The sequence below is a fragment of the Paraburkholderia sediminicola genome, from assembly GCF_046027825.1.
Lineage (GTDB): Bacteria > Pseudomonadota > Gammaproteobacteria > Burkholderiales > Burkholderiaceae > Paraburkholderia > Paraburkholderia sediminicola_D.
The window spans coordinates 1-16032 of record NZ_JAQQDU010000091.1; the positions used below are offsets into that span (position 1 = coordinate 1).

14 protein-coding genes and 1 pseudogene are annotated in these 16032 nt (G+C 63.1%); 4 read left to right on the forward strand and 11 right to left on the reverse strand.

What is annotated here, in order from left to right; all coding sequences use genetic code 11:
* From PQQ96_RS33545 to PQQ96_RS33555, 3 genes and pseudogenes are all read right to left on the reverse strand, one after another.
* Nucleotides 1–76: pseudogene (locus PQQ96_RS33545) on the reverse strand (electron transfer flavoprotein subunit beta/FixA family protein); the annotation flags it as partial.
* Between the two features lie 30 nt (nucleotides 77–106).
* On the reverse strand, nucleotides 107–1246 hold the full coding sequence (locus tag PQQ96_RS33550) for an acyl-CoA dehydrogenase family protein (protein WP_408300481.1): 1140 nt from the start codon (nucleotides 1244–1246) through the stop codon (nucleotides 107–109).
* Nucleotides 1239–2498, reverse strand: coding sequence for a CaiB/BaiF CoA transferase family protein (locus tag PQQ96_RS33555; protein WP_408300483.1), 1260 nt, complete (start codon nucleotides 2496–2498; stop codon nucleotides 1239–1241). The genes PQQ96_RS33550 and PQQ96_RS33555 overlap by 8 nt, the downstream gene beginning before the upstream one ends.
* Nucleotides 2499–2591: 93 nt before the next feature.
* On the opposite strand from PQQ96_RS33555, the gene PQQ96_RS33560 reads away from it, so the two are divergent.
* Entirely contained in the window at nucleotides 2592–3524 is a 933-nt protein-coding gene (locus PQQ96_RS33560; RefSeq protein ID WP_408300485.1) for a LysR family transcriptional regulator, read from the forward strand.
* Here the strand turns inward: PQQ96_RS33560 and PQQ96_RS33565 are convergent.
* A complete protein-coding gene (locus PQQ96_RS33565) occupies nucleotides 3521–4249 on the reverse strand; it encodes a DUF899 family protein (RefSeq protein ID WP_408300487.1) in 729 nt (242 codons plus the stop codon). The genes PQQ96_RS33560 and PQQ96_RS33565 overlap by 4 nt on opposite strands.
* A 338-nt stretch (nucleotides 4250–4587) precedes the next feature.
* Here PQQ96_RS33565 and PQQ96_RS33570 point away from each other — a divergent pair, with 338 nt between their 5' ends.
* Together PQQ96_RS33570 and PQQ96_RS33575 are read left to right on the forward strand one after the other, a co-directional pair.
* Entirely contained in the window at nucleotides 4588–5550 is a 963-nt protein-coding gene (locus tag PQQ96_RS33570; protein ID WP_408300489.1) for a LysR substrate-binding domain-containing protein, read from the forward strand.
* Between the two features lie 109 nt (nucleotides 5551–5659).
* Nucleotides 5660–6910 (forward strand): MFS transporter, encoded by a 1251-nt coding sequence (locus PQQ96_RS33575; RefSeq protein WP_408300491.1) that lies wholly within the window; start codon nucleotides 5660–5662, stop codon nucleotides 6908–6910.
* Between the two features lie 85 nt (nucleotides 6911–6995).
* On the opposite strand, the gene PQQ96_RS33580 is transcribed toward PQQ96_RS33575, so the two are convergent.
* Nucleotides 6996–7601 carry a peroxidase-related enzyme gene (locus tag PQQ96_RS33580; RefSeq protein WP_408300493.1) on the reverse strand — a complete coding sequence of 202 codons (606 nt, stop codon included), beginning with the start codon at nucleotides 7599–7601 and terminating at the stop codon, nucleotides 6996–6998.
* Nucleotides 7602–7954: 353 nt separating this feature from the next.
* Here PQQ96_RS33580 and PQQ96_RS33585 point away from each other — a divergent pair, with 353 nt between their 5' ends.
* Nucleotides 7955–8974 carry a VTT domain-containing protein gene (locus tag PQQ96_RS33585; protein WP_408300495.1) on the forward strand — a complete coding sequence of 340 codons (1020 nt, stop codon included), beginning with the start codon at nucleotides 7955–7957 and terminating at the stop codon, nucleotides 8972–8974.
* Between the two features lie 88 nt (nucleotides 8975–9062).
* Here the strand turns inward: PQQ96_RS33585 and PQQ96_RS33590 are convergent, their stop codons facing one another.
* The 6 genes from PQQ96_RS33590 to PQQ96_RS33615 all read right to left on the reverse strand — a co-directional run bounded on the left by PQQ96_RS33590 (nucleotide 9063) and on the right by PQQ96_RS33615 (nucleotide 15970).
* Nucleotides 9063–11363, reverse strand: a complete 2301-nt coding sequence (locus PQQ96_RS33590) for a TonB-dependent receptor (RefSeq protein WP_408300497.1) — start codon at nucleotides 11361–11363, stop codon at nucleotides 9063–9065.
* A gap of 326 nt (nucleotides 11364–11689) precedes the next feature.
* Nucleotides 11690–12760, reverse strand: coding sequence for an ABC transporter substrate-binding protein (locus tag PQQ96_RS33595; protein WP_408300499.1), 1071 nt, complete (start codon nucleotides 12758–12760; stop codon nucleotides 11690–11692).
* A 52-nt stretch (nucleotides 12761–12812) separates the two neighbouring features.
* Nucleotides 12813–13223, reverse strand: a complete 411-nt coding sequence (locus tag PQQ96_RS33600; RefSeq protein WP_408300501.1) for an ExbD/TolR family protein — start codon at nucleotides 13221–13223, stop codon at nucleotides 12813–12815.
* Nucleotides 13223–13930 (reverse strand): MotA/TolQ/ExbB proton channel family protein, encoded by a 708-nt coding sequence (locus PQQ96_RS33605; RefSeq protein ID WP_408300503.1) that lies wholly within the window; start codon nucleotides 13928–13930, stop codon nucleotides 13223–13225. The genes PQQ96_RS33600 and PQQ96_RS33605 overlap by 1 nt, the downstream gene beginning before the upstream one ends.
* Before the next feature lie 96 nt (nucleotides 13931–14026).
* Nucleotides 14027–14839, reverse strand: coding sequence for an energy transducer TonB (locus PQQ96_RS33610; protein ID WP_408300505.1), 813 nt, complete (start codon nucleotides 14837–14839; stop codon nucleotides 14027–14029).
* Nucleotides 14840–14884: 45 nt separating this feature from the next.
* Complete coding sequence (locus PQQ96_RS33615; protein ID WP_408300507.1) at nucleotides 14885–15970, reverse strand: ABC transporter substrate-binding protein; 1086 nt, start codon at nucleotides 15968–15970, stop codon at nucleotides 14885–14887.
* Nucleotides 15971–16032 lie beyond the last annotated feature (62 nt).

Consider the following 16032-nt stretch of genomic DNA (forward strand, 5'->3'; position numbering starts at 1 on the left):
CGCCCGTGCCGTCCGATTTCACCCGGACTTTCACGTTGTAATCGACCACTCGCTTCACCGCCACCAGCACCTTCATGTCCCTCTCCTCTCGCAATCGTTCAACCGATCAGGCCAACACCATTCGCGCAATCACGGTGCGCTGGATCTCCGACGATCCTTCATAGATGCGCAAAATTCTCGCGTCGCGCGTCAGCCGCTCGAGCGGCATCTCGCGTGTGAAGCCGTAGCCGCCATGAATCTGTAACGCGGTGTCGGTGATAAAGCCGACCGTTTCCGACGCATACAGCTTCGCCATCGACGCGTAATCAGTGAACGATTCGCCCGCCGCGCGCCGCACAGCCGCCTGCAAAGTCAGAAGCCAGGACGCTTCGAGCCGGGTCTTCATATCGGCGAACATCCATTGCAAACCTTGCTTACGTGAAAGGGGCTCGCCACCTACCTGACGCTGCTTGGCCCAATCCACCGCGCTCGCGAGCGCCGCCTCAGCGATCCCGAGACTCGTTGCGGCGACGTCGAGACGGCTGTTATCGAGCACCTTCATCGCGGTGCGAAAGCCCGTGCCTTCCGGCCCGAGGCAATTCGCCGCCGGCACGAAACAGTCGAAGGCAATCTCGTGGGCCGGTGCGCCGCGAATCCCCATCAGCTTTTCGGCGGGCGCGACCTTCACACCCGTGCTGTGCCGGTCGACCACGAACGCACTAATGCCCCGCGTGCCCGCATCCGGATCAGTCTTCGCATAAACGACGATGAAGTCGGCCGCGTCCGCGTTCGAGATGAAATGCTTGACGCCACGAATCCGGTAGCCATCGCCTTCGGGCGTCGCACGGGTCGCCATGTCGGCAGGGTTCGAACCGGCGCGCGGTTCGGTCAGCGCGAAAGCGCCGAGCTTCTTGCCTGCAGCGGCTTCCGGCAAATAGCGGTCGCGCAGGCTGTCGTTGCCGCCGATCAGAATCGAATCGGTTGCGAGATAGTGCGCGCCGATCATCGACGAGGTTGCCGCGCAAGCTTTCGCTATCTCGACCAGCGAGAGGATGATCGCCACCGGCGACGCACCGATACCCCCCCATCGTTCGGGAAGGTTCATGCCCATAACGCCGAGTTCGGCGAGCTGTCCGACGTAGCGCGTCGTGGGAATTTCGTCGCGGTCCACCTCGGCTGCGCGCGATGCCAGCTCGCTTTGCGCGAAGCGTTCAATCGCGTTGGCAATTTCCAGGTCATTCTGTTCGACGCCGAGTCGTTTAAGCATGGTCGGTCTCCTTGTTCAATGCATTGAGAGGCGCGGATTGCGCGCGCTCGAAAGGCGCGCGACCGAGCGCGCCTTGCATGCGCAGTTCGGCGATTCGCGCGTCGTCGAGGCCCTGTGCGTGCAAGATCTCGGCGGTGTGCTCGCCCAGTTGCGGCGCGACCCTGACGCGGTTCGCGCCATACGCGGAAAACTTCACGGGTTGCGACGGCAGAAGCTGAGCGCGGCCTTCACGGCCCGGCACGTTCGTGAGCAAGCTGCGAACTGCGGCCTGCTCGCTCTCGAGCGCTTGCTGCACGTTGCGAATGGGTGCGACGGGAACGCCGGCGGCGCCGAGGATTCGATTCACTTCCGCCACCGAGCATTGCGACGACCACGCTTCGATATAAGCGCGCAATTCCGCCTCGTGCAGACAGCGCGAGGCATCGCTCGCGTAGCGCGGATCGCGGGCAAGATGAGGCGCGCCGATTGCATTCGCAAAGGCGTCGAACAGTTTGTTGTTCAACACGGCGACCACGTAGAAGCCGTCCTGCGCGCGATAAGCGCCGAACGGTGCCGACGATGGATGGCGATTGCCCACCCGCTGCGGCGCAATGCCAGTCGCGGCAAAGCGCGCCACGAGGGTTGCTGAAAGGCTCAAGGTAGCGTCGAACATCGAGACGTCGACATGCGTGCCTTTGCCCGTTTTTTCGCGCGACAACAGCGCCGCGAGCACGCCCCACGACGCGAACAGACCGCTCACCACATCCGAAACCGACTCGCCGACCAGCGTCGGCGAACCGTCTGGCGAACCCGTAGCGTCCATCAGCCCGCACATCGCCTGCAAAATAATGTCGTACGCCGGACGATGCGACTCAGGGCCGGTCTGCCCGAACCCGGACACACTCGCATAGACAAGCGCCGGATTGCATTCGCTCAGTTGCGCATATCCGATTCCCAGCTTGTCCGCCACGCCCGGCCGGAAATTCTCGACCACCACATCGGCGCCGGCACATAGCGTCTGTGCCAGTTCGTGGCCCGCGTCGCTTTTCAGATCGATCACGATACTGCGCTTATTGCGGTTCATCGCCGCGAACAGCCCGCTCTCGCCATCGGCGAACGGACCCACTGCGCGGTAGTCGTCGCCGCCCGGCGGCTCGACCTTGATGACGTCGGCGCCCAGATCACCTAGCAGTGCCGTGCAGAACGGCCCGGCCAGTACACGCGAGAAATCGACAATACGCACGCCAGCAAGCGGCAAGACGGGAAAGGTCACGGCGAACTCCTGTGAGAAACGATGCCCCGATTCTCGACACCCGCACCTATCAAGTAAAATATCGGAATAAATTAGCGGCTATAGGATTTCTTAATGCGTATCTCCCTGCGCTTGTTGCGCTATTTCGCGGCGGCGGCGGAAACCGGCAGCACAACGGCAGCGGCCCGGCAGTTGAACGTCTCGCAGCCGTCAATCTCTGTCGCGATCCGCGAACTCGAAGCGCTGTTCCAGGAAGCGCTGTTCGCGCGCGATGCCGGCTCGAAGATGACGTTGACGCGGTTCGGGGTGCGCAAGCTCGCGGAGGCGCGTCAACTACTGACCGCAGCCAACGCGTTCGAGGCGGACGACAGCGGCGATGCCGCTTCGGGTGAAGTGCATATCGGTGTGTTCAGTACACTGGCCCCGGTCTATTTGCCGGTGCTGCTGCGCATTGCATGTACTCGCTTTCCCAACCTGTCGGTGCGGTTTGTCGAGGGGAACCTGGTGGAGCTCGAAGAATGGCTGCAGAGCAGCCGTATCGAACTTGCGCTGACCTACGACGTAGGCTTGCCGGCCGAGCTAGAACTCGAACATCTGGCTTCGTTGCGCCCGTATGGCCTCGTGCCGGCCGATGCGAAGCTGGCAAAAGGGCGTGGTGGCATTTCACTTTACGACCTGGCCAAAGAGCCGCTGATCCTGATCGATCTACCGCACAGCCGTGAGTTTCTGATGGCGCCGTTCTGGCAATGTGGGCTGACGCCGGAAGTCCGCTATCGAGCGACGTCGATCGAACTGGTGCGAAGCATGGTTGCCAACGGCCTCGGCGTATCGCTGCTAATCACGCAAAGCCCCGCAGCCGCAGTGACCGCCGCAGTCGCCGAACGGCCAATCCGGGAGGAGACGATCCGGCAGCCGCTCGTCATCGCACGTTCCATGCGCGCTTCGCGTACACGCGCCTCTGAACTGGTCGCCGAATGCATCCGCGACGCGGTGCGCGAAGCAACGGCCGCGCGCGCCGGACGCGGCCGCGCACCGAAGCCACGCTAACCCGGCACAGCGCCGTATTCCAGCTTCGGATACCAGTCACTGCCGCGCCCGCCAGGCGTCATGTCGAGCACCGTCCAGATCGGCATCACATCGGGTGCGCCGCGCGGATCCTGGCCCGGGTCCGCTGTCGACGGCCCCATCTCATCGGCCCAGAAGTGCCGCACCGTGCCGCCTGAACGCGTGAAGACGTTGAAGGCAGGATGATCGTCGCCGTCCGGGTCTTCGGCGGCGTAGTCGCGGTTAAAGGTATTGCCGCCCGACGAATACAACCGCAGATGCCGCCAGCCGCGCTCTTTCTTGAACGCGACCAGCTTGTCGATCGGCGAGCGGCCGATCACGGCAAATGCCACGCGTTGCAATATGTCGGCCATTTCACCGTCGTAGGCGCTCAGGAGCGAGGTGCACATCGGACAGGGTCGCGCGCGTTGCGGGCCGAACATCCAGTTGTAGGTGACGAGCGTGTCATGCGCACCGAACATCTCCGACAGCGTCACCGTGCCTGCCTCGCCCTCGAAACGATAATCCTGCGGCACGACGCCACCAGGCGGCAGCGCGCGGCGTTGCACGGCCACGCGTTCGATATGACGACGCAACTCGATTTCCTCTGCCAGCAGGTTGTTGCGTGCGCTGCGATATTCCGCGCTCTCGCCCGGAAAACGGCGAGGCGAGTCGGCCAGCAGCCGTGCCGGTTTCAGCGTTTGTGCGGATGGGTCTACGTCAGTCATCAGCCACCTCCTCTTGCGGTAAAAAGGATAAAGGGCACGATAGCAGCGCCGCGCGTCGCAACCACAAGCGCATTTTTTGCCCGTACATAGTCACGACGAACCGCGTGCCGGCATATCGACACCGCCGCCGAATTATTTTTCGGCCGGTCCGCGACGGCGTTCGAGCGCTTGCGTTCGACACCCGGACGGGAAGCGGACAACCCACGAACACCCTGCAGACAACTCGCGGACAACGATCGAAACCGTATTGCAAGGTATCCTTTCCCGAAACAGCATGCGCGCACCGGCGCGCCATTGCACCGTCACGGCGCCCGCCGCGCCGACCTTGGGGATGCACCATGCCGCTTCGCCTGCCACCCCTGCCCGCGCTTCGCTTCTTCGAAGCGGCCGGCAGGCATCAGAGTTTCAAGCTCGCCGCCGCGGAACTGAACGTCACGCCGAGCGCCATCAGTCACGGTATCGTCGGTCTCGAGCAGTCACTCGGGGTTGATCTGTTCGTGCGCGAGCCGCGCGGAATATCGCTCACGACGGCGGGCGCCGATTATCTGTCGTACGTATCCGAAGCGTTTTCGCTGATCGCGATCGGCACGCAGCGCCTTCCGAACCATCGCGCGAATCGCCCGATCGCGCTGAGTTGCGCGCCCACGTTAGCGTCGCGCTGGCTGCTGCCGCGCCTCGCCACCTTTCGCACGCACTGCCCGGAGGCAAACGTCACCGTCGATACATCGCACCGTCAGGTCGGCTTTCCCGTCGACGGCTTCGATTTCGCCATTCGCCTGAGCCGCGCCCCGGTCGCGGGGACCGCCTGGACGCGTATGTTCGGCGAGCGCCTGGTGCCGGTGTGCAGCCCCGCCTACCTGGATAGTCTGCGCGATGAACACGGCAACGTCGATCTGCGTCACGCGACGCTCATTCACGTGAACTCGGCGAGCGAGGACTGGCAGGCATGGCTCGACGGGGTCGCCGTAGACGGGGTCGCTATCGAAGGGTTCGAATTGAACGACGGCTTGCGCGTCGATACGATCCAGCTTGCGTTCGAAGCCGCGAGCATGGGCCTCGGCGTCGCGCTCGGCAGACGGCCGCTGGTGGACTGCGATCTTGCGAGCGGCGCACTCGTCGAAGCCAGTCCACACACGGTCGCCTCCTCCACCGCTTATTGGCTGGTGTGCGCGCAAAATGCGGATAGCGCGCAGCAGCGCCCGGAACTGTTCGACTTCAAGCGGTGGGTGCTCAGCGAGGCTGAGCAGTTCGACACGCCATCTGATGCTGCAGACACGGAATTGCGTCGCGCCAGCCACTGAACCCCGCATCCAGCCTGAACAGGTGAGCCGCGCTCACCTGTCGTCAAAATCTTTTCTTTTGCCGCTTCTGACGCTCGCTGCGACCATGGGGTCCAAGGAGATCAGAACCATGTCCACCACACAGAGCAAACGCTTCACCTTGCCGTTCACTCAGACGACGCTCGTGATCATCGCTGGCGCGCTGATTCTGAGCGCCGCCATGGGCATCCGGCAGACCTTCGGGCTCTTTATCGGGCCATTCTCGTTCGACCGCGGCCTGCCCGTCACGCTGATCGCGTTCGCTATTGCGCTGCACAATCTGGTGTGGGGTTTCGCACAACCGTTCGCGGGCGCCGCCGGGGACCGCTATGGCTCGGCGCCGGTGGTCGCGTTCGGCGCAACGACCTTCGCCGCGGGCCTGGGCGTCGCGGCCGTCGCGCCGTCGGGCCCGATGCTGATCGTCGGCATGGGTCTGCTGGTCGGCATCGGCGTCAGTTGCACGACGTTCGGTGTGGTGTTGCCGGCAGTTGGCCGCATCGCTTCCCCGGAAAAACGCAGCATGGCGATGGGGCTGGTTAGCGCAGGCGGCTCGGCCGGACAGGTGTTGATGATCCCGCTCGTGCAAAGCATCCGGCTCAGCTCGGGCATCGCCACCTCGCTCTTCGTGCTGGCCTTCCTGATGCTGCTGATCGCGCCGCTTGGCATCGTGCTCGACCGGCGCGCGAGTGTCGGTACGCCGGTCCAGGAGCCGCCCGCCGTGTCGCTTCGCAAGGTCTTCGCGCAGGCGGCCCGGCATCGCGGATATCGACTCCTGACGCTTGGCTTCTTCACCTGTGGCTTTCAACTTGCGTTCATCGCCACCCATTTGCCCGAATATCTGACGCTCTGTCATATGCCTATCGGGCTGGGCGCAACGGCGCTCGCACTGATCGGCCTGTTCAACATGGCGGGCAGTTGGGGATGTGGCTGGCTCGGTGGCCGGTTCCGGCAGCACCATGTGCTCGGCTGGCTTTACCTGATTCGCAGTGTGACGATCGGCACCTTCTTCCTGTTGCCGAAGACCTCAGCTTCGGTTGTCATCTTCGCGGCCGTGATGGGTCTGACCTGGCTCGGGACCGTGCCGCTGACGAGCGGACTCGTGGCGAAAGTGTTCGGCACGCGGCACCTTGGCAGCCTCTTTGGAGTCTGCTTTCTAAGTCACCAGATCGGCTCGTTTCTGGGCGCGTGGCTAGGCGGTCTGGTCTTCGATCTGACCGGTTCGTACTCGCTGCTGTGGGAAGCAACGGTCGTCGCCGGACTCATCGCCGCGATGCTGCACTTCCCGATCGACGACACCGTTGTCGGCACGCCCTCAATTCGACCCGAGCCGGCGGGGGCCTGAGGGCTAGCGTGCTTGAGGCCTGCGTGAGGCCGGCGCGAGCACCCGTTCTCACGCGCGCCACGAGTCCGCAGCAAGCGCTCCGATGCTATTTTCGCGGCGCATCCGCCGCCGCTTTCGGCACGCGTCCCATCAGAAAGAACTCGTCGTTCGGGCGCATTGAAATAACGTTGGCCATCCGGTTCGACAAACCGAAAAACGCCGTGATGGCCGCGATATCCCACACGTCTTCATCCGAAAAGCCGTGCTCACGCAGCGTCTGAAAGTCGGCATCGTCGACGGTGCCGGATTCGCGGCAGACCTTCAGCGCGAAGTCGAGCATCGCCTTCTGGCGCGGCGTGATATCCGCCTTACGATGATTGACGGCCACCTGATCCGCCAGCAACGGTGCCTTTTCGTAAATACGCAGAATCGCCCCGTGCGCGACCACGCAATACAGGCACTGATTCACGGCGCTCGTGGCGACGACGATCATCTCGCGCTCGCCTTTGGTTAAGCCGCCCTCTTTCAGCATCAACGCGTCGTGATAAGCAAAAAAAGCGCGGAATTCATCCGGCCGGTGCGCCAGTGTCAGAAATACGTTCGGGACAAAACCGGCTTTCTCCTGCACTTCGAGGATGCGGGCGCGGATGTCGTCCGGCCACTCGCCCGGCTCAGGCACGGGGTAGCGGCTGATCGGCTGAAGGGTTGCCATGCGGTGTCTCCGGTATAGCTGTAGGTGTAAGACGATTGTAGCAACCGTGGCGCGGAACACTGCCTGCACCATGCGGATACGCGTCACTCGCCCGCCCCCCACACGTCCAACCTCCCCCATTCCCTTGAAATTTTGAAGGCTTTCGGCCCGCTCCGCAGCGCCCTTTGGTCAACCTGTGCTTAAATTCGCACTCGTACTGCTGCGCTCGTACCGGTCGGCTGAATGCACCGCGCGGCTGGCTGCGGTCCGGCCGGAACCGAACCTGCACGATGAGCGCGCAATGCGGGCCGTCTGGGTGCGGACTGGGCACGGACTGTTTCAAACCCTTTCACTGGCTCAAGAGGAGCGTGGTTGTGTGGCATTTTCCGGTTGCTATTCCACCCTCGCTGGGCGTCTGGGCCGTGTTCATGAGCGTGCTCGTCACGCAACTCGGCCTGCCGATTCCGGCGGCGCCGATGCTGATCCTCGGCGGAACGATGGCCGCCATGGGACAGACCTCTTACGCCAGCGTCATTGGCGCCGCCGTCTGCGCGACACTGATTGCGGACTCGCTGTGGTTCTTCACGGGGCGGACCTACGGGCGCCGGTTGCTGAATCATCTGGTGCGCTTCTCGCTCTCGCTCGACACCACCGTACGCGTTGCACGCAATACCTATGAACGGTACGGCGCGCCAATTCTCACCGTCGCGAAGTTCCTGCCCGGCCTCGGTCTGATCTCAGCTCCGCTGCTCGGCACAACGCCAATCAACGTCGGCGTGTTTCTGCTGTGGGATTCTGTCGGCGCGGCGCTGTGGGCCAGCGTCTGGGTGATCGGCGGCGCGGCACTTCACGATCAGATCGTGCAACTCGTTCTACTCGTGCGCAACAACGGCGGCACAATCTTCGACGCGTTCGCGGCGATCTTCATTGCCGCGCTCCTCTATCGCTTTGTGCGCCGCTGGCAGTTTCGCCGCTGGCTCGCGCATGTGCGCATCTCGCCGGAGCAACTCGACGAACTGATGAAGTCCAATGAGCCGCCGCTTATCCTCGACGCGCGGCCGCACAGCATCCGCGCGAAAGAATCACACCGGATTGCGGGCGCGCAGATGCTGGATCTCGATTCACCCGAGCCACTGCATCCCGAGTTACTGAAGCGGCCGATTGTCGTCTATTGCGTGTGCCCTAACGAAGCGACGGCCAAGCGGATCGTCGAGCAGCTTCATCGAAAGAATATCCATCACGTCAAGGCGCTCAAGGGCGGCCTCGATGCGTGGGAAAAACGCGGTTATCCGGTCGAGCCGCTGCCGCCCGACTTCAATACGGCGATGGCCCATATGTCGGAAGACGAGGGTGACGAAGGCGAGTACACCGTGCGGGCACGCCTCGCGAAGTGATGAAATGACGATGGACGCCCTATTCCGACGAGAATGACGAAGCGTGCAGCCCTGCTTCGGCCGGGCTGCACGCCACGCTAACGCCCGATCAGATCTTCGCCGTAAACGTCAAACCGAAGACACGCGGATCGCCATACAGGACCGGATACGCGCCATAAGACGGCAGCAACTCCAGCTTTTTATAGACCTTGTTGGTCAGGTTCGTCACATAGCCGGTCAGAATGTATTTCTGATTCGACGACGTATACGACACATGCGCGTTCATCACCGTATAACCCGCCTGACACAACTGCGGTATGGTTTGACGCGTTGCGCTGAAATACTCGGTGCTGCGATAGTTGATATCGCCGCCTACCGCAATCGACCCCACCGCCAGCGGCACGCGGTACTCACCGCCTACATCGATTGTGGTGTGTGGCGAGCGTGCGAACGAGTTACCCACCGCGGTCGGCACGTTGGCAAACTCAGTGAAGCGCGTGTTCAGCAGCCCGAGATTGGCAAACAGATAGAGGCTGTTGATCGGCTGCGCCTTCAATTCGAGTTCGAAACCATCGGCACGGCCCTGCCCCGCGTTCGACAAGGTCGACACCGGTGCGCCGCCTAACGGGTTCGGCGCGAGCGCAAATACCTGAATGTCGCGATAGTCGTAATGGAAGACGCTTGCGTTAGCGGTCAGGCGCTTGTCGAACCATTCGCTCTTGATACCCACCTCGTAGTCGGTCAGATACTCAGGCGTCACCGTCGACACCGTACTTTGCGTATACGCACTGCCGTTGTAGCCACCCGAGCGGAAGCCACGTGCATAGCGCACATATGCACGCACGTTGTTGCTGATTTCGTATTCAGGCGTCAAGTCCCACGTCGGCGCGCGCCACGTGTTGGTCTGATTCTGCCGCGCGCTCACCGCGAGCGGCGACGTAATCGACGATGGATCCCACCAGTTGTTCAGATCACTGAACGAAACCGGGCCGGTATTCTGCAAGCCGGTCAGGTTGATCGTCTTGCGTTCAATCGTATAGCGCAGACCGCCGGTCAGGTTGAAGCGATCGGTGAAGCGATACTTCACGCTGCCGAACACGGCGGCGCTTTGCGTGTGCTGGGTCAGGTCGGTCAGGTGGTAAAAGGTTGAAGCCGCGCCGCCGGGCGAATCCGGCAAACCGCCGCCAGCGCCTTCCTCGCTCAGTTCCTCGGTGAAGAAGTGCGTACCGGCGATCCAGCTCAGGCGTTCGTTCTGCGGCGATTCAAGACGGAACTCCTGTGAAAACTGATGCGACGCGAGCGTATCGTGGGAACGCGCGTCATAGTCAGGCGAGTAGTCTTCATCGTCCTGATACCAGCGATTCAGGCCTTCCAGCGCGGTAATCGAGGTCAACGTCAGGGCGCTGTTGATATGCCAATGCGCAGTCAACGAGCCGCCGTAAGAGGCAATATGATCGCTCGACGGTGCATTCAACGACACCGTGTACGGATCGCTCGACCCGACGAAACCGAACTGGTTCGCACCGCCCGGCCCGGCCCCTTGGGCGTGCCATGGGTCGCCACCGCCGGTGTAGTTGCGGCCGTGGATGTTCAGCAGGAAATCTGAATCCGAGGTCGGCACCGCGAGCACCTGGAAGCGCACCGCATTGTCGTGGAAGCCGCCAAAGCGGCCGCCGTCCACCGTATTGGTGTAAAAGCTGTCGGCATTCTCGTGATACACCGAGATGCGCGCCGCCAGCACGTCGTTGCTACCAATCGGGCCACCAATCGCGGCTTCGGCGAGCCGGCTATTGTATTGGCCGAAGCCGACCTTGCCGTAACCGTCCACGTCGAAGGTCGGTTTCTGCGAGGTCAGACTGACCGCGCCGCCGATTGTATTCTTGCCCCACAGCGTGCCCTGCGGGCCGCGCAACACTTCGATCTGGGCGAGGTCGAAGAGCGGGAAACCCTGGCCGAATACGCTGTTGATATAAACGTCGTCGAAGTAGACGCCAATCGGGCTCAGCGACAGATCCGACGGATCGTTGCTGCCGACACCGCGCAGGAACCAGCGTGGCCGTTCGCGTCCTTCGGTAGACTGCGCCGTGAAGTTCGGCACGTACTTGGTGATGTCGTTGACCACCCGCAATTCGTTGCTCTTGATGCTGTCACCGCTCAACGCGGTAACGGCGACCGGCACTTCCTGAATACTCTCCTTGCGGCGGCGCGCGGTGACCGTGACCGTTCCCAGATTCGTGTCGGCCGTGGCCTTATCCGCGCGCTTCGCTTTCGGCTTCGCCTGTACGGTTGCACCGGATGCTTCGACTGGCGCATCGGCTGCCGCGTTATCCGCAGCCCATGCCGGCGCTATCAGCACACCACCGGCAAGCACTCCCCCGAGCGCGACGACGAGTGTTTTTCTCTTGAACATTGACTTCGCTATCCTTATTCAATTGTTGTTTGATTGCGCCCGCAACCGAGATCCCGTCTTAGTGCGCGAGCGATGCGGCACGCATGGTGTTCTCTATTGCAAGTCGGATGCCAGGCGAAGCGGTCCGTCACACAAGGGTTGCGTGAACGAAGTGAGCGGGGATTGTTGCTGACGCACCCGTGAGGTGGTGTTGGGGTGTTGCGTATGCAGCACCCCAACACGGGTGGCGATGTGGCTACTGCCCGGACAAAACTATCCGATGCATACCATCAGGATGACGAATCGGTTCAGAAGAATAAACGCCGACGGTCTAAACGGCTCACAAACTATCGCGATGCCGTATAACGATGCGATTGCGCCAGCGCGCGCGAATCGATCCAGGCGTGGATATCGAAATCCGCCGGCAGAAATCCCCACTCCACGAGGAAACCCTTGAAATCGTCGAGTGCGGCAATCGATGTGTCGTCGAGATCGGTACGCAGGCGTTGATGCACGTCGTCGCCATAAGCGAGCCGCAGCCAGTCGTCGCCCGAACCGGTCTCCCGGCCCAGATAGCCGAGCACTTCCTGCTTATGCTCGCGCGCCCAGCCGTCCACGTCGATCACGCGCGCCAGAAAGCGGCTGACGATCTCAGGATGGTTGTCGAGCGTGGCCGCATTGACGGTCAACGGCCGCGGCGAGCCGTTATTGATGCGGACCTTCGGCTCCGGATGAAAGCCAATGTCGACCACGACCCGCGCGCCGATCAGGTAGGCACTCTCCAGCCCGAGTGAGCCCTTCACATAGATCGCATCGACTTCACCCCGCACCAGCGCCGCGATTTCCGCGGAATAGAGACGGCGGCTGCTGACACTGCCCGGATTGCTGAACGACGCCGCGGGCAAGGCGCCGCCATCCGCACGTTCGCGCACATTGGCCGCCGCCACGTCGACCAGTTCGACATCGCGCGCGGACAATCCGTCGAGAGCCAGCACGCTAACAAAACCGCGCAGCGCCGCCGCACGAAAAATATCGATCTTCTCGCCCGCTCGCTTTGGCAAACCCACGCGACGGCCGCGCAAGTCCTTCGCCGAGCGGATGCCTGAATCGGGCAGCGCGACGATCGCCTGCGCCTCGTCCACCCACGTCAGCGCGATCACCCGGGTATCGGCCCCGGCCGAGCGCGCCCACAACGCCGGGATGCTGCCACCCTGGCGAAATGAATTGTCCAGCGTGTGATCGACGTGCGAAGCGCGCAGCGAGGCATGCTGCGTTTCCTGCAACGAGCGCACGGTAATGCCGTCGCGCGCGAATTCGTCATCGAGCCAGCCGAGATGCGCGGCGATGCCGAGCGGCGTCGGCACCGGACAGCGCGTGTACCAGATCGACTGGATGTTGTCTGAAACCGAAGTGCTCATGAGTTGTTCCGGTAAGGAGTCGCGAGGTCACGAGATCATGGAATGACCGTGATTAGCCATTGTTGGCCGTCAATACCGACAGCTTGCTGATGCCCGCGTGCTCGATCGCCGCCATCAGCTTGGCCACGGTCCCATAGGGCACGCCCTCATCGGCCTGCAGGTTGAGCGCGACGTCCGGGTTGTTCACCTTGAGCGCCGACAGCTCGGCGCCGATCAGACGCAGATCGGTGGGCCGCTTGTCGAGGTACACCACGCCCTTCGCGTCCACACTGACGGTGACAGCCGGCTTCTGATCGGCTGGCGCGGTGGCGACCGTTTTCGGCAGGTTCACATGTACCGCTTTATTGAGCAGCGGCGCGGTGACGATAAACGCGACCAGCAGCACCAGCATCACGTCGACGAGCGGTGTGATGTTGATTTCGCTCAGCACGTCGTCGTTATCGGAAGAGGTTGAGAAGGCCATTATGCGAACGCCTCGTTGACGGCTTTCAGGCCCGGCTGCGCACGGGTGGCTACGCCCTGCACGCGGAATCCGGCTTTCTGCGCGAGCGTGACGAAGTCGGTTGCGAAACCATCGAGATCGGCAGAGGCCGCTTTCACCCGGCGGACGAAGAAGTTGTAGGCAAGCACCGCCGGCACCGCGACCGCGATACCGATACCGGTTGCCACCAGCGCCTCGCCGATCGGCCCCGCCACCACGTCGATACTGGCCGACGCGCTGTGCGTGATCGCCGTCAGCGCGTGAATGATGCCGAACACGGTACCGAACAGGCCGACAAACGGCGCGGTACTGCCGATCGACGCGAGTACGGCGAGACCTGCTTCGAGACGGCGGCGCTCGTTCTGGATTTGCTGGCGCAAGTGGCGTTCCAGCAGATCGTGGCGGCTCCAGCTATGTTCGAGGTCCTGACCATTGCCTTCGTCGGCACGTTGCAAGGTCTCGAAACCGGTTGCGGCAACGCGGCCCACCGGACTCACGCCGGGTTCCAGCGCGGCCGCCGCCTGGAAGCTGCTGGCCGCCCAGAATTGTTTCGCGAAGCGCCGGCTCTGCACGCTCGCGCGCACGCTTTGCACAGCCTTAACGACAATGAGGGTCCACGTCACCACCGAGAAAATCCCCAGTAGCCAAAGCGCGCCCTGCACGATGAAAGTCGTTGAAATGCCATTCATGATGATCGGTTCCTATTAGTTCAAGATTCGGTTCGAAATTAAGATTCGGTTTTGAACAGAAAGCGCGCGATTCGCCCGTCATGCGGACGGCACGCTTCAGCCCAGTTTGAAGTCGATAGGCACGTTGACCCAGCCGTCGACCGCTTCTTCTCCCCGTTTCGCCGGCACGAAAATCCAGCGCCGGACCGCCGCCAACGCGGCCTCGTCGAGCATCTTGCGGCCGCTGCTGGTCCTGATATCGACCGAGTCAGGCTTGCCGTCCGGCAGCACATGCACGCGCAGCAGCACGCGCCCTTCCCATCCCTGGTCTTGCGCGATCGGTGGATAGTCGGGCGCCGGGTTGTGCAGATACGCGGCGTTGCCGATCGGCGCGGTTTCAGCCACCGGCGCGGCTGGCGTGGCGGGCGCCGGAGTAGCTGGCGCAGGCACGTGCGTGGCCGCTGTGTCGGCCGGTGTCGTCGCTTGCGGCGGCGGCGTCACGAGCGGTGTCGCAGCGGGCGCGGGTTTAGCCACCGGGGCGCGCGTCAGCGGGCGCGACGTTTGTGCTTGCGGCCTGGCAGGCTGCGGCACGGGCGGCGGCGCCTGCTTCGCCTGCGGCAACGGCACGGGTGGTCGCGTCAGTTCAACCGTCATCGGCAGCGGTTTGGGCGGCACGACGGGCGCGAGCGGCGCGACATGCCCGTACCGCGCCACCAGCACGAATCCCGCGTGCAACGCGAGGATCAGCAGCGCGGCGGCGCCGATCTCGCACCATGTCCTACGTGTCGCTCCTGCCTCACGCTCCTCCGCACGCGGCCGCGGCGACGGCGTAACCGCCGGCACGTCGGAACGGCGCGCCGGCGAGCCGCTCCAGCGCGCCGCATGGCGCCGCGCATGCGTACCCGAGCCCTCCATAGTCAGAAACGTCACGGTTCACTCCTTACTGGTTTGCGCACTGCGCGAGGGCGCCTCACACTAGGCAACCCACGCACGGCGATACTTCGACACCTCGGCGTACGGCTGCGGCTCGATCCATGCGCGCGCATCGAAGTCGTGCTCGAGGAAGCCCCATTCGAACAGGAAGTCCTTGAATGCCACGAGACCGTCGATCGAGGTCTGCGAGAGGTTGGTTTCCAGATGCCGATGCACTTCGCTGCCATACGCGTAGCGCACCCACTCGTCGGACGAACGCGTTTCACGGCCAATGTAGGCCACGGTCTCGGCCGCATGCTTCGTTGCCCAGTCGCCAGCGGCCACCACCACCGACACGAACCGGCTGACCAGATCGGGGCGTCCGTCGATGAGCGCCTGATCCACCGTCAACGTGCGCGGCGTGCCGTTACCGATGCGCACCAACGGATCGGGATGCGCGCCCAGATCGATCACCACGTGGCCGTCGATCAGATGCACGGTTTCCAGCCCGGCCACACCCTTGACGAAAATCGCATCGACGTCGCCGCGCATCAGCGCCGCCACTTCGAGCCCGTACTCATGCGGCCCGCGAAACGGCGATCCATTACCTGGCGCCTGCCCAAGCTTGGCGATCGCAATCCGCGCTTCGCCCTCGTCGCGATTCGGCTCGGGTAGATCGACCCACTGCGCGTCGCTATGCCCGAGGCCTTCGAGTTCGAGCGCGGTAAGAAAACCTTTGAGTGCCGCAGCGCGCCAGAAGTCGATACTGATCGCGTGCCGCGGCAGGCCCAGACGCCGTCCACGCAGATCGCGCGCATGGCGAATGCCACTGCCCGGCAGTGTGACGATGGCCTGGAATTCATTGGTCCACGAAAGGCCGACCACGCGCGTTGCCGCGCCGCGCGAACGCGCCCACAGCGCCGGAATATTGCCGCCCTGGCGAAACGAGGACGGCAGGCTGTGATCGAAATGCGACTCGCGTTTGGCAGGCTCGCGGGTCTCCTGCAGCGAATTCAGGGTGATGCCGTCCGGTCCGAACTCCTCGTCGAACCAGCCTCGGTGAACCGCAATACCGAGCGCGGTCGGCACGGGACAGCGGGTGTACCACAGTGCAGTGGACGTCGCGGCTTGCGCAACGGTTGTACTCATCGTTGAATTCCTTGGTTGTTGTTGTGCACGGAGCTGATCACCGTTGTGTGAAGGATCGCCGC